Genomic DNA, 19,998 nt, shown 5'->3' on the forward strand with positions numbered 1-19,998 from the left:
TTATGAGCATGAATATTGTAAATGAGAAATTCTCTGGGGCTGCTCCAGTGTGATGCATCAGAAGCCGAGGGCTGCGCCCGCGCCCAGCAGGGTGGCCACGCCCAGCACGGCAAACACCAGCGCCGCGATGCCGTGCACCAGGCGCAGCGAGACGCGGTTGGCGATCTTGTCACCCAGGTACACGGCCGGCACGTTGGCCAGCATCATGCCGAAGGTGGTGCCCAGCACGACGGAAACAATGTCGTGGTAGCGCGCTGCCAGCGCCACGGTTGCCACCTGCGTCTTGTCGCCCATTTCCGCCATGAAGAAGGCGATCAGGGTGGTCAGGAAGACGCCGTACTTGGCCAGCTTCGTCTCGTCTTCATCGAGCTTGTCGGGGATCAGGGTCCAGGCGGCCATGGCCAAAAACGAGACGCCGAGTACCCAGCGCAGCACGTCAGGTCCCAGCATGCTGGTGATCCAAGCGCCGACGGCGGCGGCAAACGCATGGTTGGCGATGGTGGCGACGAAAATGGCCAGCACGATGGGCAGGGGCTTGCGGAATTTGGCCGCCAGCAAAAAGGCCAGGAGTTGGGTTTTGTCGCCGATTTCAGCGAGACCGACGATGCCGGTGGAGATGAGGAATGCTTCCATGAGATTGCAAGAGGTACGCGGGCCGGACGAATTAACCAATGATCCATGGGCGACTCCGGCCCATGCGGCCGCCCTGGATCAATGGTCTCGTCAAGTTCTGCAACCACCTGTACCATGGCCTGCGGGCCAATTATGTTGATACAGGTTCCCGCGGCACGACCGCGGGACGACTACTCCCCAATGTTCGAGGCGCATCATACGCCAATGGCCGCGCCGGCGCCAGTGCCGCCGCAGCGCGGGGCGGCCTGGTGTGTGGGACTTCGACAACAATGAGCGATTTGCAAACAGACTCGACTTAGAATGCAGTCTGTCCACGACTCCCAGATGGAATGCGCCATGCCGGTCCTTGTCCGCTTGCTTGCCTTGTGTTTGACCTTGTTTGCTCCCTTGCCCGGCCTGTGCGCCGCCGCGCCCTTCGACGACAAGTTCCGCCAGCTCGAAGAACTGCTACCCACGCCGAACAGCTACCGCACGGCATCGGGCGCGCCGGGCCACGGCTATTGGCAGCAGCGCGCCGACTACTTGATCCGCGCCACGCTGGACGAAGCGCGCCGCGAAATCACGGCCAGTGAACAGGTTACCTACCACAACCGCTCGCCCGACAGCCTCGCGTATTTGTGGCTGCAGCTGGACCAGAATGGCTTGCGCCAGGATGCCGACCAACGTCGCGTCCTGAGCGCGCCCTCGCGCCAGGCCTGGCTGAGTGGCAACGAGGAGGAAGCGTTGAAATTCGAGGATTTGCGTGCCATCCATGCTGGCCGCGAATTCGACGGCGGCTTCAAGCTCACCGCCGTGAAAGCGGCCAGCGGCAAGCCGCTGCCGTATGTTGTCAACCAGACGATGCTGCGCATCGATTTGCCGGTGGCGCTGGCGCCCGGCCAGAGCATCACGTTCCACATCGACTGGTCGTATCAAATCAATGACCAGAAGGTGCTGGTCGAGCGCTCCGGCTATGAATATTTTGAAGACGACAAGAACACGATTTTCCAGATCGCGCAGTGGTTCCCGCGCATGGCCGCGTACTACGACGCCGTCGGCTGGCAGCACAAGCAGTTTCTCGGCTCCGGTGAATTCACGCTGGAGTTTGGCGACTACGAGTTGTACCTGACGGTGCCGGGCGATCATGTGGTGGCTGCCACGGGCGAACTGCAAAATCCTGCCAGCGTGCTGAGCGCGGCGCAGCGCGAACGCCTGGCGCGGGCGAAAAACAGCAATACGCCGCTGCTGGTGATCACGCCCGCCGAAGCGCTGGCGGCGGAAAAGGGCCGGGCGGCCGGGATGAAAACCTGGCACTTCAAGGCGGCCAATGTGCGCGACGTGGCGTGGGCGTCGAGCCGCAAGTTCATCTGGGATGCGCAGGGTTTGAATAGCGGTGGCAAGCGCGTGATGGCCATGTCTTACTATCCGAACGAGGGTAATCCGCTGTGGCAGCAGTACAGCACGCGCGCCGTCGTGCATGCCATTGAGCAGTACAACAAGTACAGTTTCGACTATCCGTATCCGAACGCGATTTCCGTCAATGGCGCCGTGGGCGGCATGGAGTATCCGATGATCTCGTTCAATGGCGGGCGTCCCGTGAAGGACAAGAAGACGGGCGAGCTGACATATTCGAAGACGACGAAGTATGACCTGATCGGCGTGATCATCCATGAAGTGGGCCACAATTATTTCCCCATGATCGTCAACTCGGACGAGCGCCAGTGGACGTGGATGGACGAGGGCCTCAATTCCTTCCTGCAGTACCTGGCCGAGCAAGCATGGGAAGAGCATTTCCCCTCCTGGAATGGCGAGCCGCGCAAGATCGCCGACTATATGCGCAGCCAGAACCAGGTGCCCATCATGACCAATTCCGAGTCCTTGCTGCAGTTCACGGCGAATGCCTACGACAAGCCGGCCACGGCCCTCAACATCCTGCGCGAGACGATACTCGGGCGCGAGCTGTTCGACTTCGCCTTCAAGCAGTACGCCTTGCGCTGGAAGTTCAAGCGCCCGACTCCCGCCGACTTCTTCCGCACCATGGAAGACGCTTCCGGCACCGACCTGGACTGGTTCTGGCGCGGCTGGTTTTATACCACCGATGCGGTTGACATCAGCATTGACGGCATCAGCGAATATGGTGTGAGCACGAAAAATCCAGAAACGGAAAAGGCGTGGAAGAAGGCGCAGAAGGCCGCGCAGCCCATCTCGATCTCGGACCAGCGCAATCAGGCGCTGCCGAAGAAGGTTGATCTGGACCCCGCACTGAAGGACTTCTATAACCGGCACGATGAATTCACGGTCACCAACAAGGACCGCAACAGCTATGCGGAAGAGCAGGAAACGCTGGAGCCGTGGGAGCGGAAACTGCTGGAACAGCATAACCTGGGCAAGCATCTGTACCTGGTCGACTTTTCGAATCTCGGCGGCCTGGTGATGCCGCTGATCCTGGAAATCGAACTGAAAAGCGGCAAGAAGATCATTGAGCGGGTGCCGGCCGAAGTATGGCGTTACGCGCCGCACAAGATCAGCAAGGTCATCATCACGGATGAGCCGATGGTGGGGCTGGTGCAAGACCCGTACTGGGAGACTGCGGATATCGACACCAGCAACAACGCCTGGCCGCGAAAAATCACCCCATCGCGCCTGGAGTTGTTCAAACTGGACCGCGACAAGAATAACCTGATGAAGGATGTTAATACGCCGCTGAAAGCGTCCGAGGCCAAGGCCGAGACCAAGCCCGAAGCCCGACCGGAGAAGAAACAGTGAAACAGCGCCGGCCAGTCCGGCGCTTTTTTTCTGCCGGCCTGCGCCGGAAGTGCTATTCTGCGCGACGCCTCGGCGCACACGGACCGGGGCTTTCGCAAATCATTCAAAAGACGACCATGCAAACTTTGACCTTCTTGCGCGCCCTGGGCTGTGCGCTACTTTGCCAGGTAACCCTGGCTGCGCACGCCGATCCCCTCAGCTACGCGCGCTACGACCAGGTGCGCACGCGCGACCTGCAGCTGGACCTGAAAGCCGATTTCAAGCAAAAGACGCTCTCCGGCTATGCCGAGCTGTCCTTGAACTGGATCGACCCGGCGGCGCGCACCCTGGTGCTCGATACGCGCGATTTGTCGATCGCGAAAGTGCAGATACAGGACAAGCGCGGCGCATGGCAGATGGCGCCGTATCAGCTGGACAAGGCCGACCCGGAAAAGGGCCAGGCGCTGCGCATCACCACCACGGGCCAGCCGGGCAAAGTGCGCGTCTACTATCACACGGCCCCGAACGCCATCGCGCTGCAGTGGCTCACACCGCAGCAAACCATGTCGGGCAAGCTGCCTTTCATGTTCAGCCAGTCGCAAAGCATCAACGCCCGCTCGTGGGTGCCGTCGCAGGATACGCCGGCCGTGCGTTTCACCTATGGCGCGCGCATCGAGGCGCCGAGCGGCATGCGCGTCGTAATGAGCGCCGAGAATGACGAAAAGGCGACGGGCAAGGGCGGCTGGAAATTCAGGATGCCGCAGCCGATTCCTTCGTACCTGCTGGCCATTGCCATCGGCGAATTGGAAGTGCGCAAACTCGGCCCCCGTTCGGCCGTGTATGCGGAACCGCCGCGCATCAAGGCCGCCGAATACGAGCTGGCCGACACGGAAAAGATGATCCAGGCAGCCGAGGCGCTGTACGGTCCGTATGGCTGGGGACGCTACGACATGATCGTGCTGCCGCCATCGTTCCCCTACGGCGGCATGGAAAACCCGCGCCTGACTTTCCTCACGCCGACCATGATCGCGGGCGACCGCAGCCTGGTCGACCTGATCGCGCATGAACTGGCCCACTCGTGGTCGGGCAACCTGGTCACCAACGCGTCGTGGAAGCACATGTGGCTCAACGAAGGCTTTACCACCTACGTCACCACGCGCATCGTCGAGCAGCTGTATGGCAGCGAAGTGGCGCAAATGGGCGTGCAAGTCGATCAGGAAGAACTGGCCGCCTCGATCAAGGCATTGCCGGCGGCGAAAACGGCGCTGATCACGCGCGATGCGGATGTCAATCCGGCGGAAACATATACGGACGACGGCATCATCTACCCGAAAGGCGCCTGGTTCCTGGCCACCATGGAGCGCCGTGCCGGCCGTGCCGTGTTCGATCCGTTCCTGCGCGGCTGGTTCGACCAGCATGCGTTTCAGAGCGTGACGACGGAGCAGTTCATCGCCTACCTGCGCAAGAACCTGCTGGCGCAGCATCCGGACGTGATGCCGGAAGCGGAACTCGATGAATGGCTGTATGGCACCGGCGTGCCGGCCAGCGCGCAGCGCGTTGTCTCGCCGCGCCTGGCGCTGCTCGACCAGCACCGCGACGCCTGGCTGAAGGGTGAGCTGGCGACGAAAGAGCTGGGCATGGACAAGTGGATCGCCATCGAATCGATGCACTTCCTGAACGACATCAACAACAAGGCCAGCGCGGCGCAATTGCGTGAGCTGGATCAGGTCTACGGCGTGGGCAAGAGCGGCAACAATGAAGTGGCCTACCGCTTCTATCTGGCATCCGTGAATGCCGGCTACGACGTGCAGCAGCCCTTGCAGGCATTCATGATGAGTGTGGGCCGCCAGAAGTTCGTTGTGCCCCTGTACAGCGCGCTGATGAAGACGCCGCAAGGCCATGCCTGGGCCAAGGACGTGTATGCGCAGGCGCGCGCACGCTACCACCCGGTGACGCAGGAAAGCGTCGATAAATTGATGGCCGCGCAAGCGCATTGAATCTTCTTTGGATATCTTGACCATGCATACCATGAACCGTCTCGCCGCCGCCTTCGTGCTGGCGTTTTCCAGCATCACCATGCCGGCGCTTGCCGCCGATGCCATCCCCGTCGTTGCTGCTGCTTTGGTCCCCGCGCCGGCCTTCGATCTTGAGCGTGACGTGGCCACCGCCCTGAAGGTTTTCGACGTGCCGGGCATGGCGATCGCCATCGTCAAGGATGGCAAGGTCATCACCGCCAAGGGCTTTGGCGTACGCAAGCTGGGCGAACCGGCATCCGTCGATGCCAAGACGCTGTTCGAAGTGGCATCGAACTCGAAAGGCTTCACGGCCGCCGCGTTGGCCATGCTGGTCGACGATGGCAAGCTGGCCTGGGACGATCCCGTCACGAAGCACTTGCCCGGCTTCCAGATGCACGATTCCTACGTGACGGGCGCCATGACCATCCGCGATTTGCTGACGCACCGCAGTGGCCTGGGCCTGGGCGCCGGCGACTTGCTGTGGTGGCCCACCACCACGTTCAGCACCGACGAGATCATCGAGAAGCTGCGCTACATCCGTCCGGCCACGAGTTTTCGCAACAGCTATGCCTACGATAACCTGCTGTACATCGTGGCCGGCAAGATCATCGCCGACAAGGCGGGGAAAAGCTGGGGCGAGGCCATGCATGAGCGCATCCTGGCGCCGCTGGGCATGACGGGCACCACCACCAGCCTGGCCGAGAACGTTGGTAATCCCGACGTCGCCAGTGCGCACAGCAAGATCGACGGCAAGATCGCCGCCGTCAAATCGATGCCGGTACCGAACGCCGTGGGCGCCGTCGGCATCAACACGAATGCGGAAGATATCGGCAAGTGGATGATGGTGCTGCTCGATGAAGGCAAGATCGCCGGCGTGACGGACAAGGACGGCAAACCTGCGCGCCTGTTCAGCGAAAAGCAGGGCCGCGAGATGTGGGCGGCGCAAACGCCGATCAAGATTGCCGAGCCGAAGCCGGCGCTGGCGGCGACCAAGCCGAATTTCAGCGCGTATGGCCTGGGCTTCCAATTGCGCGATTACAAGGGCATGAAAGTGGCCATGCACGGCGGCGCGCTGCAGGGCTTTTATTCGCGCGTGGTGATGGTGCCGCAAGCAAAGCTGGGCGTGGCCATTCTCACCAATGCGGAAAATGGCGGTTCCATGACGGCGCTGCAATGGCGCATCCTCGACCATTACCTGCAGGCGGCACCGTCGGACTGGCTGGCACTGGTGGCCAAGGTAGAGCAAGACCAGCATGCCGAAGAAGTGAAAAAGCAGGGCAAGGCGTCGAGCGCGCGCGCGGCCAAATCGCAGCCATCGCTGCCGCTGGCGGCGTACGACGGCGAGTATGAAGACGCCTGGTATGGCAAGGTCGTGATCAAGCCGGAGGGGAGAAAACACATCCTCAGCTTCACGCGCACGCCGGACCTGACGGGCGAGCTGGAACACTGGCAGCACGACACCTTCATCGTGCGCTGGAAAGAGCGCAATTTCAACGCCGACGCCTACGTGACGTTCTCGCTCAATCCCGATGGCAGCATCGACCGTGTGAAGATGGTGCCCGTGTCGGCCGAAACGGATTTCAGCTACGACTTCCAGGACCTGAGCCTGGTGCCGATGAAGCAGAAAGAGGGCAAGAAGTAAAACAGGAATCAAAAGGCCACCGCGAGGTGGCCTTTTTCACACTATGGCTTGACGAACTTCAAAGTCATGCGGTCGCTCTCGCCGATGGCCGTGTATTTGGCCCGCTCCACATCCTTGTTGGCGTAGGTCGGCGGTAGTGCCCAGACGCCGCCCTGGTGGTCGGCCGTGTCTTTCGGATTGGCGTTGATGTCGGACTTGGCCGCCAATTTGAAACCTGCGCCTTCGGCCAGCTTGATCACATACGCTTCGTGCATGTAGCCGCTGCTGGCCGTGCCATCCTGCGCCTTGTTCGCTGGCAGGCGATGCTCGACGACGCCGAACACGCCGCCCGGTTTCAGGCTGTCATACACTTCCTTGAACAGGGTCTGCATGCCTGCTTCGCCGATGGGGATCCAGTTGTGGATATTGCGGAAGGTGAGCACCATGTCGGCCGTGCCCTTGGGCGCGATGCGGTAGGTGTTGGGCGGGGCGAAGGCGCCGAGTTCCACCTTGCCGAAGGCGGCCGGATTGGCGTCGAGTTTTTGCTGAAAGCGCGCCGCGCCACGGCGTGCGCCTTCGCTGCTTGACTGCGGGTCGTTGCCGGCCGCGATCAACTTGCCGTTGTCGCGCAGATAGGGCGCCAGGATCTCCGTGTACCAGCCGCCGCCGGGCGCCAGTTCGACCACCGTCATGCCCGGCTTGATGCCGAAGAACGTCAGCGTTTCATACGGGTGGCGGGCGCTGTCGCGTAGCGCGTTGGCCGGCGTGCGCGCACTGCCGGCGATGGCCGCCTTCAGGGCCGCGTCGCCCGTATCGGCGGCCAGGGCTGCACCGCTGCCGCCACAGGCCAGCATGACCGTCAGGGCCGCGGCCAGGGATACTCGCTTCATCATCATTTGCTCCATGCGTGATTGGATCGGTTGGTGAGTTGGTGGCGATCGCCATCAATACCGATCATCGGGCAAGCACGCCGGCCGGTCAAGCGGATTCCGTACCCCATGCGACGGCATACGCGGGCATCTCGCAGGTGTTTTGCGCATCGGCGATGGCCGCGCCACGGCCATGCGTGAAGGGCAGTTCGCCCGTCCAGACGGCGTGCGCCATGTCGCCCGCGTCGTCGAGGGGGCCGCCTCTGCGCTGCTTGACGGCGCATTCGTCGAGCGCGATGCGCAGCACGGTAGTGGCCGCGTACTCCTTGGTGCTGCCGCCGCGCACGTGCGCCAGGCGTCCAGGCGCCAGCTTTTCCATCAGCGCATCCATGGCCGCATGCTGCTGGCCAATATCGCTTACTTTTTCAAACTGCCCGTACACCATCGCCGAGCGGTAGTTCATGGTGTGATTGAAGGCCGAGCGCGCCAGTACCAGACCGTCGAGATGAGTGATGGTCACGCACACGTCGGTGTCGTTGACGAGTTGCTTGAGCATGCGGCTGCCGTTCGAGCCATGGATGTACAGGTGGCCATCGATGCGCCAGCAGGCGGTCGGGATGCAATGGCTGCCCTTGTCGTCGCGGAAGGCGATATGGCACAGGAAGGCGGCGTCGAGGATGGCATACAGGGTGGCTGGCTCGTAGCTGGCCAGTTCGGCGACGCGGCGCACGCGGGTACGGGGGCTGGGAGGCAGGGCGGTAGTGGTCATGGTGGCAGTCCGGTTGGTTGAAGAAGCAGGCCGCACTATAATCGGCATCTGGCCCTGAAAAAAGATCCAGAACTGATAAATAATTTGGAGCCACTAGGGAGGCGCATGGATTTTGCTTTGCTGCTCGATGCATTCGAGCGCACGCACCGCGAGCGGGGCTGGCCGCGCCAGCGTCTGCTGCATGAATGCCTGCGCGCGGCGATCCGTGGCGGCCAGCTGGCGCCCGGCACGCGGCTGGCCGCCACGCGCGTGCTGGCCGCTGAACTGGGACTGGCGCGCAATACCGTGCTGTACGCCTACGAGCAATTGGCCAGCGAAGGGTTTGTGTTGCCGGACCGGCGCGGCACCGTCGTCGCAGGCAGCGCCGGCATGCCGGAACCCGTGCCGGCGACCGGCAGCAAGGATGGCCTGTCGCGCCGTGCCCGGCATTTGCGCGGCGTGGCAGGACAAGATGTGAATGCGGCGGTGGTGTTTCCCGCCGACGCCATGGGCGCGTTCGCGCCTGGCGTGCCGGCGCTCGATGAATTTCCGCTGGCGCAGTGGCGGCGCATGCTGGACCGCGCGTGGCGCGCGCTGACGCCGCGCCAGCTCAATTACGGCGACCCCGCCGGCGAGCCGCAGCTGCGCATGGCCATCGCTGAGCATTTGCGCGCCGCGCGCGGCGTCGTCTGCGATGCGGGCCAGGTGTTCATCACGGACGGCACGCAGAGCAGCCTGGATGTCTGCCTGCGCGCCTTTGCCGACCAGGGCGATACCTTATGGATCGAGCATCCCGGATATGGCGGCGCGCTGGCGGCGGGCCGTGGCGCCGGCCTGCAGGTGACGGGTATTGCGGTAGACATGGATGGCATCGCCCCGACAGACGACGACTGGAACGCGGCGCCGCCGCGCCTGATCTACACGACGCCGTCGCACCAGTATCCGACCGGCAGCGTGCTCAGTCCCGCGCGCCGCATGGCGCTGCTCGAACGCGCGCGTGCCGCAGGCGCCCTGATCATCGAAGACGATTACGACAGCGAATTTCGCCATGGTGGCCCGCCCCTGGCGGCCATGCAGGGACTGGTGGCCGATGCGCCCGTCGTGTACCTGGGTACCTTCAGCAAGACCATGTTTCCCGCCTTGCGCATCGCCTTTATCGTCGTGCCGGCCGCGCTGGCCGGGGGCTTCGCGCAGATGCAGGCGCAGGGCGCCGCGCGGGGGCGCGTGGCCGAACAGCTGGCGCTGGCCGACTTCCTGCGCAGCGGCCTGTTTGCGCGCCATGTGCGGCGCATGCGCAGGCTGTATCGCCAGCGCCGTGACGCCTTGACCGAGGCCGTGCAGCGACATGCATGTGGCGGCGCGGCCATCCATGGCGGCACGGCCGGCATGCACCTGGCGCTGCGTTTTCACGATGGCGCATGGGATGACCTGGCGCTGAGCCGGCGCGCCGCGCAGGAGGGCATCGTGGCGCTGGCGTTGTCGGCGCATGGCACGGGCGACAGGGTGGGCGAAGGCGCAGGCTGGAACGGTTTCCTGCTCGGTTATGCGCAAGTGCCGGCCGAGAACATGGATGGCCTGGCGCGCCGCCTGGGCGCGCTGCTTGTGCAAGCTGGCGCGGCTGGACAGGCGAAGCGGGCACAATAGGCCTTTGCCTGGCCGAGGAAGAGGATTGCCCATGATACTGAGCTGGAAAGCCCCTGTTGATTACCATGACAAACTGACCGGTTCCTACGACAAGCAGCATGGCGCGTATGAGACGGCACAATCGAACTTCGACTACCTGGCGCTGCTGCAGGGGACAGCTTATCCGTCCGACATGGACAGGCCGCCCGTGTATTTCATCTGCACCAGGGAAAAGCTCCTGAAGCATGACTGCCTGTGGCTGCTGGGGGACGTGCCGCTGGTCTCGGCCCGCCTGGCCGGGTTTCTCGCCGACGCCACCGGGCAGGATATCGAGCTGATGCCCCCCGCATGCATCATGGCCGGTGGGCAGTTGCTGGACCAGCCGTTTTACATATTGAACGCGGCTCACCAGGTGCAGGTGGTCGACCTGCTGCGTTCAACAGCGGAAACCGATGATGCGGGCAACGTCATCTACTTCACGCGGACGTTTTTGCGCGATGAGGAACTGGCGCCCAGGCATATCGCGAGAGATGCGCAGTCGGGCGACCTGCTGATCTCCAGCGAGTTGGCTGGCCTCATGAAGGCCGCGCGCTTCAACGGCGGCAAGAGCCTGGGGTTTTATCGCGCCGCAGGATATTGGCAGCCTGTCCTGGAGTGAGATCGCATGGCTTCTTACTGCTGCTCCAGCATCCACTGCTTCAAACCGTTAACCCAGTTCTTGGCGGGCAGGTTGAACTGCTTCTTGATGGTGGCGGCGCGTTCGTACAAGTCGCTGAAGTCGAGCGATGGCGATTTTTTGAAGGCCAGCACGACGATGTTTTCATCTTCCATTTCCGCTACCCAGACGACGGCGTCGAAGACCAGTTCCATCGCCTGCAAATTCTTGTCGTAGTTGGGAAAGTCGCCGAAGACATTCGTGCACATGATGCCGTCGTCTGCCAGGCAGTCGAAACAGGCCTGGTAGAACTCGGGCGTGTCGAGCACGGGGCCGCGCGCGTCCTGGTCGTACAGGTCAACTTGCAGCGCGTCGACCGTGCCATGGTTGGCCGGGTCGAGCACGAAGTCGAGCGCATTCATTTCACGCACGTCGAGGCGCGCGTCGTTCGGCGGCAGCGCGAACTGGGCGCCGCAGATGGCGATCACGTTCGGATTGAGTTCGATGGCCGTGACCGTGGCGTCGGGGAAGCGGCGGTAGCTGAATTTGGTCAGTGCGGCGCTGCCCAGGCCCAGTTGCACGATGCGTTTGGGCTGCGTCTTGAACAGCATCCACATCATCATCATTTGCACGTATTCGAGCTCGATGGCGTCGGGCTTGTCCAGGCGCATAGCGCCCTGTACCCACTTGGTGCCCAGGTGCAGATAGCGGATGCCGCGGTGTTCGGTGGTGGTGGCCGGCGGGTGGCCAGGATGGCTGAAGGCGGTGTTGCTGGTGGAGATAAAATCGGTCGTCATGGCGCCAGTGTAGCAGCCACATGAAAAAAGACGCCGCAGCGTCTTTTTGGTGGGGAGCTCAAGACTGCTTGCGGCGGCGCGCCAGGAATCCCAGGATACCCAGGCCGGCCAGCAGCATGCCATACGTTTCCGGTTCAGGAACGGGTGCCAGATTCAAGTTGAAGGTGCCGCCGTAGCTGCCGCCATTGCTGCTGCCCATGACCGTGAGGACCATCGGGCCGTTGAACAGCAGGGTGGTTGGTGCCAGCACTTCGCCCTGGGCGTAACCGAAGACGGTGGGGCCGCCAAAACCGGTCAGCGAGATACTGTTCAGATTGGCGCTGGTGAAGTTGATGGAAGCTGGGTCGCTGCCCGTGACCGACAGGTTGGCAAGGAAGGCTTGCGCGGTCGAACCGAAGGTTGCATCCGGGGTAAAGGTGAACGTATCGGTAAAGGGGCCTAGGGGACTGGGGGTGGCGTTGAAGCCTCCCGTCCACAGGTTGCCGGTGGTGTTGGTCAGGTTGATAGTGTACGACGCAGCATATGCGCTGCCGATGGTTGCAGCGCCCAGTACCGCTGCTGCGATGAGTGATTTCAGTTTCATATTTATCCCCGCGAAAAAACGATTGATGTTTCAAAAAAACCGTGCCGCTCAGATAAATTATCGCCAAGACATTTCATTGTCAATGAGCTATTTTTATATCATTATGCAAACTTAAATAGTTTATTTCTAACATACGGGCATGGCGCTCATCTTGTTGCATTATTAAAAACTATAATTATCAATATTTTACTGAAAAATAATCGCGCGGAATGTGATCTAAAAATCGTTACATCGGGAACTAATTTCTGTCTAGCAAGGGAAGAATCAAAGTCACTGCCAGACCGCCGTCCTCGCGGTTGGCCAGGGTGATGCGCCCGCCATGCGCTTCGGCGATTTCGCGCGCCAGCGCCAGGCCCAGTCCAGTGCCACTGCGTTTGGTGGAATAAAACGGCACCAGTGCATTTTCCAGCACGGCGCCGCTCATGCCCGGCCCCCGGTCGCGCACTTCGATGCGCAGCTGCCCATGCGCCTGGTTGACGTGCAGGCCGATATGCTCTTCCCGTGAACCCGATTCCAGCGCATTTTTGAGCAGGTTGAGCAGCGCTTGCTGCATTTGCGCCGCATCGAACATGGCCGCCTGCGCGGGCGGCGTGCCGTCGAGCGTGAAGGCCGCTTGCGAGGCCAGGCTGTCGAGGAAGGGTTGCCACTCGCACGGCGCCAGGCGCGGTGCGGGCAGCTTGGCAAAGCGCGCATAGCCGAGGATGAAGGTTTCCAGGTGACGCGTGCGCTCCTCGATGGTGGCGAGAATTTGCGGCAGGCGTTCGGTCTGGCCGCGGCGCACCAGCTCGGCGCCGGAATGGGCCAGCGAGGCCAGTGGCGCCAGTGAGTTGTTGAGCTCATGGCTGATGACGCGAATGACTTTTTTCCAGGTCTGCACCTCCTGGCGCCGCAGTTCCAGGGTCAGCTGGCGGAGCAGCAGCAGTTCGTGCTTGCGCCCGTTCAGGCTGAAGCTGCGCCGCGCCAGGTGATACACCTCTTCCTGTTCCCCTTCGCCGCTGGTAAACAGGCCGTCGTTGCGACGCGCCAGCGCTTCGGCCAGGGCCGGCGCCGCTTCGCGCACGATGTCGGCCAGGTGGTGTCCTTCGAGCCGGCGGCCGTGGTGCAGCAACTGGCGCGCGGCCAGGTTGGCGTACACGATGGCGCTGCCTTCGGCCACCAGCAGCATGGCCACCGGCGTGTTTTGCACCATGGTGTCGAGCAGCAGTTCGCGCTGCACCAGGTCCAGGCGCTGCTTGCGCAGCACATCGCCCAGCGCATTGTGGGCCGCTACCAGGTCGGCCAGTTCATCGTTCTGCGGCCAGCGCAAGCTGAAGCCGAAATCGCCGTCCTGGTAGCTGGCGACCGTGCCGCTCAAGGCGCGAAACAGCGACAGCATCGCTTGCAGCTGCGCGCGGATGGTAATGATGGCCACCGGCAGCACGCACAGCAGGGTACCCGCCAGCACTAGCAGCGGCTGGCCAGGCAGGAGATGCGCCAGCAGCAGGGCGATGACTATGCCCAGCACCAGCAAGGTGACGATCAGCGCCGTCCAGCGCGTGAGCAGGGAGAGGCGCATGGGGCGGGATGCCATCAGCCGCGCGCGATGCCAAGGCGTTCCATGCGCCGGTATAGCGCCTGGCGTGACAGCCCCAGTTCCTGCGCTGCCTGCGCCACCACGCCATGCGCGCGCGCCAGGGCGGCGGCGACGCTGTCGCGGTCCGGCTCCGTCGTGGCGGCATCCTGCGGTGCGCGCAGCGATGCTAGTGCCGCCAGTGGCAAGCCCGTTTCCTGCGCCTGGATTACCGGTCCTGCCGTCAGCAGGCTGGCGCGCTGCATGACGTTTTTCAGTTCGCGCACATTGCCCGGCCAGCCGTGCGCCAGCAGGGTGGCCTGCGCCTGCGTATCCAGCGTTTTTTCGCTGCCCAGGAAATGCCGCGCCAGTACCAGGATGTCAAGCGGGCGCTGGGCCAGCGGCGGCAGGCGCAGTTCGATCACGTTCAAGCGGTAGAACAGGTCTTCGCGAAACGTGCCCGCCTTGATCATCGCCGGTAGGTCGGCGTTGCTGGCGCTGATGACGCGCACTTTCACTTGCCGCTCGCGGTTTGAGCCGAGGCGCTCGAAGCGTCCCGTTTCCAGTACGCGCAGCAGTTTCATTTGCCCGGCCAGCGGCAGGTTGCCGATTTCGTCGAGGAACAGCGTACCGCCGTCGGCCGCGTCGAACTTGCCATCGCGTGCGCGGGTGATGCCGGTGTAGGCGCCCGCCTCGGCACCGAACAGTTCCGCCTCGATCAGCTCGACCGGCACGGCGCCGCAATTGAGCACGACGAAGGGACCGTTGGCGACCTGCGAATTGGCTTGCACAATGGCGGCGATGCGTTCCTTGCCGCTGCCGTTTGGGCCTGAAATGAGCACGGGAACGTCGGCGCGCGCCACCTGGCACGCCAGGTGCACCACGCGTTCGGTGGCCGGGTCTTGCCACACCATGCCGCGCAAGTCGAAGTCGTGTTCCAGGGCGTGGCGCTGGCGCTGCTCGGCCACCACGCGCTGGCGCAGCGCGCGGTTGGCCTGCCCCAGTTCCAGCAGGTTCTGCACGCTGGCGATCAGGCGCCGGTCATCCCATGGCTTGGCCAGGTAGTCGGCCGCGCCGGACTTGATCAGGTCGACGGCCGCGTCGAGCTGGGTCCATGCCGTCAGCAGGATCACGGGCAGGTCGGGGTAGCGCGCGCGGATGGCGTGGAACAGCGCACTGCCTTCCTCGCCCGAGGTGGTGTCGGCCGTGAAGTTCATGTCCTGCACCACCAGGTCGATGGCGTGGCGTTCGAGCAGATGCAGGCCTTCCTCGGGCGAGGCGGCGCGCACGGCGTCGATCTCGTGCAGGGAGAACAGCACGTCCAGCGCGATGGCCACGGCGGCATTGTCGTCAATAATCAGTACGGTAGGCATGCGCGCAGCATATCACTCAGGTGCGGGCTCAGGTACTGCGGGTGGCAGTGGCCGGCGAAATGCTGGCCGCGCGCCATGCCGGGCCGTACACCGCGCCCAGGCCCAGCAGCCAGAACACCAGCGCACCGGCCAGCAGATAGCCGGGCGGCAGGCGCGCCATTTCCAGCTGGCTTACCAGCAACTGATTCAAGCCCAGCGCCAGCAGCACGCCGCACACTACGCCGACGCTGGTGATCATGAAGTTCTCCATCAGGAAGTAGCGCAGGATGTCGATGCGGCGGGCACCCAGCGCGCGTCGCACGCCGATTTGCTTCCTGCGCTGCGTCACCCACAGACTGGCAATGCCGACGATGCCGCTGGCCGTCACCAGCAGCAGCAGGGTCGATACGGCGATCAGCATCCAGGACAGGCCGCGGTCGGCCCGGTAGCGCCACTGGCGGTGCTGTTCCAGGGTATCGGTGCGCACCAGCAGGCGGTCGCTGCTGGCGCTGCGGATGGCCTGTTCCGCCTCCTTGATCAGGCGGTCGCGCTGGCCCGGCTCGGCGCGCACCGCATACAGCAGCGAATCGCGCCCGCCCGTCAGGCGCACTGGCATCAGGATTGAGTATTCGCCTTCGGCCTTCACCTGGCCGACCTGCGTTTGCAGGCGCTCGACGACGCCGATCACGTGCAGCTCGGGATCGTCGGCGCCCGTACCCATGTACAGCGTCTTGCCGACAAAGCTGGTTTCGCCGGGCCAGATTTTTTGCGCCGCCGCGCGCGTCACGATGGCCACCTTGGGGGAGCTGTCGTCGACATCTTCGTCGACCTCGGGAACTTCGTCGGGCCGGAAGTCGCGCCCCTCGACCAATTGCAAGCCATAGGTCTTGACCAGCGAATCGGGGGTGTAGTAGGTCGATATGTTGGCGCTGGACGTGACCTGGCTGCGTTTCGCCGCCACGCCGCTGGAGTGACCGGAGCGCGACAGCACCGCCTGCGAGGTTTGCGCCACCGACAGCACGCCCGGCAACGCGCGCAGCAGGGCTGCCTGGCGCTTCTGCTCGGACAGCTGGCGCTGGTGGCTGCCGCGATCCATGTTCTGGATATTGACATAAAAAATGTCGTTTTCAGCGGCCACGCCGGTGGGCCGCGCGGCCACGGCCTGGCGCAGGTTGACGATGTGCAGGGCATTGGCCAGGATGGCCAGGCTGATCGCGATTTGCACGGCCACCAGAATGGCGCCGGTTTTGCTGCGCATCAGCGCCGACAGGATGGGACGAATTTCCATGCTGGACCTCATAGTCTATAAGTGGGGGTGGTCGGCTTCATTGGGACTTGAGCTGGATTGCCGGCGTGACTTGGCAGGCGCGCCAGGTGGGCAGGAGGCCAGCAAGTATGGCCGCCAGCACCGATATGGCAAACGTCAGCAGCAGCATCGGTATATCCATGTGCGCCACGGTGCCCAGTTCCTTCGACTGCTGGCTGACCACGGCCAGTGCGCCAAATGCCAGCAGCAGGCCGATCACGCCGCCGGCCAGGCCGATCACGCCGCTTTCGATCAGGAACTGGCGAAAGATGTCGCGCTGGGTGGCGCCCAGTGCGCGGCGTATGCCCACCTCACTGGCGCGCACGGAAAACTTCGCCAGCAAAAGCCCGATGGTGTTGACCAGGCACAGCAACAGAAAGCCGAAGGCCAGCCAGGCCGCCAGTTTGTTGTCGTTCTCGACCACCTTGAGGAAGGCCATCCATTCGTTCAGGTCGTACAGCTTGTTGGGCGCATTGCGCTTCATGCGTCCCAGCTTGCGCTGCTCGCCCGCATAGGCGTCCAGATACTGCTGCAACTGGCCACGCTCGCCGCTGCTGGCCATTTCGAACCAGAATTGCAGCCAGGTGCAGCCGGAAACGAGCCGGCCCTGGAAGCCGGGGGCGTTCTGGTCGCCATTGCAGCTCATGCCGCCGTCGTGCTCCGTCTCGTGGCGAATTGCGCTGGCAAACGGGATGAAGAATTCGTCTTCCGCGCCAAATGCCCCCTTGCTGCCGATGATGCGGTGCGGCCGTGGCACCACGTCCCAGGTCGCCAGCACGCCCGTCACCATATAGGGCCGGCCCAGCACTGTGACGCGCTGGCCAACCGGGTTGTTCGTGCCCACCAGTTTTTCGGCCAGTGCGCGGCTCAGGACGATTACGTCGGCGCCGCTGGCGTCATCGGCTTCGCTCCACGGCTGGCCGTACAGGAAGGGGGCGTCGAACATGCTGAAAAAATCGCGCGTGGGCGCCATGCCCTGGGAGTTGAAAGACCCGATATCCTTGCGTGCCGGTTCGACCGGCCCGGCCACGCCGTACATGACGGTGCGGCGCACGCCCATCTTGCTGGCCATGAAATTGCGTGCATCGATATAGCTCATCTGGGCTTGCGCGAAACCGGGCTTCTCGCCGGGCACGTAGCCTTTCACGGGCAGGACGTCGATCATCGGCACGAACATGCGGTCGCTCTTGCGCGGCAGCGGATCGCCGGACATGGCGTGCAGGATGGTGACGGTGGAGACGCTGGCGGCGACGCCGACAGCCAGCGTCAGTATCATCAGTGCAGTCAGGGCGCGGTTGCGGCGCAGGCTGCGCAGGCCCAGCGTGAAATAGTAGCGGAACATGTTCTCTCCTTACGCGGTCACGGCGTGCTGCGGCCTGGCCGACAACGTGGCGCCGTGCTGCACCAGGTCCGACACCTGGCCGTCGATGATGTGCACATTGCGCTGGCTGCGCAGCGCCAGTTCCGGATCGTGCGTGACCATCAGGATGGTGGTGCCTTGCGCATTGATTTCTTCCAGCAGCTCCATCACGCCGCGCGCCATCTGCGTGTCCAGGTTGCCCGTCGGTTCATCTGCCAGCAGCAGCTTGGGCGAGCCGGCCAGCGCGCGCGCGATCGCCACGCGCTGCTGCTGGCCGCCTGACAATTCGGCCGGATAGTGTTTCATGCGCGACGCCAGGCCGACCTTGGCCAGCGCCTCCTCGATGCGTTCCTTGCGTTCGGCGCGATTGAAGCCCCGGTAGCGCAACGGCACGTCGACGTTGTCGAACAGCGACAGGTCGGGAATCAGGTTGAAGCCCTGGAAGATGAAGCCGAGTTTTTCATTGCGCAGGCGCGAGCGGGCATTGTCGTCCATGCCCCTGACGTTGACGCCGTCGAGTATGTATTCACCGTCGGTGAATTCCTCGAGCAGGCCGGCGATGTTCAGAAAGCTCGTCTTTCCCGAGCCGGAAGGCCCGGTGACGGTGACGAATTCGCCTTGTTGCACATGGATGTCGAAGCCGCGCAGCGCGTGCGTTTCGATCATGTGGGTACGGTAGACTTTGCTCAGGTTTTGCATGCGCAGCATGGAGGGGCCTCTTGTAGAGTGAAATGAAGGAAATTCAGTTGAGCGACACGCGTGCGGCGTTCGCGAAGTTTTCCGTGCCGGCGACCACCACCTTGTCGCCCAGTTTCAAGCCGTCGAGGATTTCCACGGCCGAGACACTGGTCGCGCCCAGTTTGATCGGCGTGCGGATGGCCACGCCGTCGCGCACGACGTAGGCGAAACGGCCACCTTCGGCTTCGACGAAGGAGCCGCGCGCCAGCATCAGCACATTCGGTTTTTCATCGATCAGCAGGCGCGCCGCCACGCGCTGGTTTTGGCGCAGGCCGGCCGGCTGCGCGCCATCGAAACGCACGCGCGCCAGCACCTGGTTTTTCACCACTTCGGGCGACAGCGCCGACAACTTGCCGCTCGCCTTGATGACGCCCGTTTCGATCTCGGCGCGCATGCCCAGGCCCATGTCGGCGACATAGGTTTCAGGCACCTCGAGCTCGACTTCCAGCTGCGACAGGTCGACCAGGGTCATCAGGGCCGTGTTGGCTTGCACCACGCTGCGGTTGGCCACCGACAGGGTGCCGATAAAGCCGTTGACGGGCGCGCGCACGGTCAATTCATCCACCCTGCGCTGGGCGTTGTCGCGCACCAGGCGCTGGCGTTCAAGTTCATTGCTTTTCGTTTTCAGGGCCAGGGTCACGTCTTCCCCCTCCAGTCCTGCCGCCTGGGAAGCGTGCTTGCTGCGGATGTCGGCCGAATTCAAGGCATCCTTGGCCTTCTGGTAATCGATCTTGGCGATGATGCCGACCTGCGCCACGCTTTCATAGCGTTCCAGCGTGCGCTGTGCCGACAGGCGCTCGATTTCGGCCGTATCGGCTTCACGCCGCGCCAGCAGTTTTTGCTTCTTGGCCAGGATCTGCTGGCGCGCCACTTCCGCCTCCAACTGCTGCACGCTCGATTGTTCGCGCTTGAGGGCGTCGGACAGGTCCGGCGACTCCAGCACGGCCAGGATGTCGCCTTTCTTCACGGTGTCGCCCGCTTTTGCTTTCAGCGTGACAGTGGCCACCGTGGTCGAATACAGCGTCGGGCTGATCGAGGCGACCACGCGGCCAGTGACGGCGGCGTCGCGGATCAGGGTGCCGCGCGTGACGTCGGCGATGCGCAGGCGGCTGCTGTTGACGGAATGCTCGCTGTTGCGCCAGCCGGCAACGACAGCGATGGCGGCGCCGATGACGATGACGGCGCCGGCCAGCACCAGGGCGCGTTGCTTGTGGCGCTGGCCCGGCGGGGCGGACAGTACGGCGTCTTGGGAGGAAGTATCGCGGATCATGGTCAGGTCTCGTGAAGGATGCCTTTTCCAATGCATGATCCGTGCCAGTTATTAAGTCGTTGATTTGACTGGAAAAAAATTCGGGCGTCCGCTTGTCCGCCGTGTCCGCGCCGTCCAGCATGTCCGTTCGCGCAGGTTGCACTTGATAAATTGGC

At 63.3% G+C, this 19,998-nt stretch carries 16 protein-coding genes and 1 riboswitch; of the genes, 5 read left to right on the top strand and 11 right to left on the bottom strand.

Annotation, left to right across the window (positions count from 1 at the left end):
- Window positions 1-57: 57 nt before the first annotated feature.
- Window positions 58-633 (bottom strand): TMEM165/GDT1 family protein, encoded by a 576-nt coding sequence (locus ACP7DE_RS26805; protein WP_100875287.1) that lies wholly within the window; start codon window positions 631-633, stop codon window positions 58-60.
- A gap of 21 nt (window positions 634-654) precedes the next feature.
- Window positions 655-824: riboswitch (yybP-ykoY riboswitch) on the bottom strand.
- A gap of 145 nt (window positions 825-969) precedes the next feature.
- Between ACP7DE_RS26805 and ACP7DE_RS26810 the strand changes: the two genes are divergently transcribed.
- The 3 genes from ACP7DE_RS26810 to ACP7DE_RS26820 all read left to right on the top strand — a co-directional run bounded on the left by ACP7DE_RS26810 (window position 970) and on the right by ACP7DE_RS26820 (window position 7,014).
- A complete protein-coding gene (locus ACP7DE_RS26810; RefSeq protein WP_426074950.1) occupies window positions 970-3,378 on the top strand; it encodes a M1 family aminopeptidase in 2,409 nt (802 codons plus the stop codon).
- Between the two features lie 116 nt (window positions 3,379-3,494).
- On the top strand, window positions 3,495-5,354 hold the full coding sequence (locus ACP7DE_RS26815; protein WP_426074951.1) for a M1 family metallopeptidase: 1,860 nt from the start codon (window positions 3,495-3,497) through the stop codon (window positions 5,352-5,354).
- A 22-nt stretch (window positions 5,355-5,376) separates the two neighbouring features.
- Window positions 5,377-7,014 carry a serine hydrolase gene (locus ACP7DE_RS26820; protein WP_426074952.1) on the top strand — a complete coding sequence of 546 codons (1,638 nt, stop codon included), beginning with the start codon at window positions 5,377-5,379 and terminating at the stop codon, window positions 7,012-7,014.
- Window positions 7,015-7,055: 41 nt separating this feature from the next.
- On the opposite strand, the gene ACP7DE_RS26825 is transcribed toward ACP7DE_RS26820, so the two are convergent.
- A complete protein-coding gene (locus ACP7DE_RS26825) occupies window positions 7,056-7,886 on the bottom strand; it encodes a class I SAM-dependent methyltransferase (RefSeq protein WP_426074971.1) in 831 nt (276 codons plus the stop codon).
- An 85-nt stretch (window positions 7,887-7,971) separates the two neighbouring features.
- Complete coding sequence (locus tag ACP7DE_RS26830) at window positions 7,972-8,631, bottom strand: pyridoxamine 5'-phosphate oxidase family protein (protein ID WP_426074953.1); 660 nt, start codon at window positions 8,629-8,631, stop codon at window positions 7,972-7,974.
- Window positions 8,632-8,736: 105 nt separating this feature from the next.
- On the opposite strand from ACP7DE_RS26830, the gene ACP7DE_RS26835 reads away from it, so the two are divergent.
- Together ACP7DE_RS26835 and ACP7DE_RS26840 are read left to right on the top strand one after the other, a co-directional pair.
- Complete coding sequence (locus tag ACP7DE_RS26835; RefSeq protein WP_426074954.1) at window positions 8,737-10,254, top strand: PLP-dependent aminotransferase family protein; 1,518 nt, start codon at window positions 8,737-8,739, stop codon at window positions 10,252-10,254.
- Window positions 10,255-10,285: 31 nt separating this feature from the next.
- Window positions 10,286-10,891, top strand: a complete 606-nt coding sequence (locus ACP7DE_RS26840) for an imm11 family protein (RefSeq protein WP_426074955.1) — start codon at window positions 10,286-10,288, stop codon at window positions 10,889-10,891.
- A gap of 14 nt (window positions 10,892-10,905) precedes the next feature.
- On the opposite strand, the gene ACP7DE_RS26845 is transcribed toward ACP7DE_RS26840, so the two are convergent.
- The 8 genes from ACP7DE_RS26845 to ACP7DE_RS26880 form a co-directional block, all read right to left on the bottom strand.
- A complete protein-coding gene (locus ACP7DE_RS26845; protein ID WP_426074957.1) occupies window positions 10,906-11,685 on the bottom strand; it encodes a spermidine synthase in 780 nt (259 codons plus the stop codon).
- A 58-nt stretch (window positions 11,686-11,743) separates the two neighbouring features.
- Entirely contained in the window at window positions 11,744-12,268 is a 525-nt protein-coding gene (locus ACP7DE_RS26850; protein ID WP_426074959.1) for an FxDxF family PEP-CTERM protein, read from the bottom strand.
- Window positions 12,269-12,506: 238 nt separating this feature from the next.
- Window positions 12,507-13,838 carry a sensor histidine kinase gene (locus tag ACP7DE_RS26855; RefSeq protein ID WP_426074960.1) on the bottom strand — a complete coding sequence of 444 codons (1,332 nt, stop codon included), beginning with the start codon at window positions 13,836-13,838 and terminating at the stop codon, window positions 12,507-12,509.
- The gene (locus tag ACP7DE_RS26860; protein WP_426074961.1) at window positions 13,838-15,190 is read right to left on the bottom strand and encodes a sigma-54-dependent transcriptional regulator; all 1,353 of its coding nucleotides are present in this window, start codon (window positions 15,188-15,190) and stop codon (window positions 13,838-13,840) included. The genes ACP7DE_RS26855 and ACP7DE_RS26860 overlap by 1 nt, the downstream gene beginning before the upstream one ends.
- Window positions 15,191-15,218: 28 nt before the next feature.
- Window positions 15,219-16,457 carry an ABC transporter permease gene (locus ACP7DE_RS26865; protein WP_426074962.1) on the bottom strand — a complete coding sequence of 413 codons (1,239 nt, stop codon included), beginning with the start codon at window positions 16,455-16,457 and terminating at the stop codon, window positions 15,219-15,221.
- A gap of 37 nt (window positions 16,458-16,494) precedes the next feature.
- The gene (locus tag ACP7DE_RS26870; protein WP_426074963.1) at window positions 16,495-17,817 is read right to left on the bottom strand and encodes an ABC transporter permease; all 1,323 of its coding nucleotides are present in this window, start codon (window positions 17,815-17,817) and stop codon (window positions 16,495-16,497) included.
- Window positions 17,818-17,826: 9 nt separating this feature from the next.
- Window positions 17,827-18,543, bottom strand: a complete 717-nt coding sequence (locus tag ACP7DE_RS26875; protein WP_426074964.1) for an ABC transporter ATP-binding protein — start codon at window positions 18,541-18,543, stop codon at window positions 17,827-17,829.
- A 34-nt stretch (window positions 18,544-18,577) separates the two neighbouring features.
- The gene (locus ACP7DE_RS26880) at window positions 18,578-19,843 is read right to left on the bottom strand and encodes an efflux RND transporter periplasmic adaptor subunit (RefSeq protein WP_426074965.1); all 1,266 of its coding nucleotides are present in this window, start codon (window positions 19,841-19,843) and stop codon (window positions 18,578-18,580) included.
- Window positions 19,844-19,998: the final 155 nt, after the last annotated feature.

It is taken from the genome of Janthinobacterium sp. DSP2-3-3 (genome assembly GCF_049897325.1).
Taxonomy (GTDB): domain Bacteria; phylum Pseudomonadota; class Gammaproteobacteria; order Burkholderiales; family Burkholderiaceae_D; genus Janthinobacterium.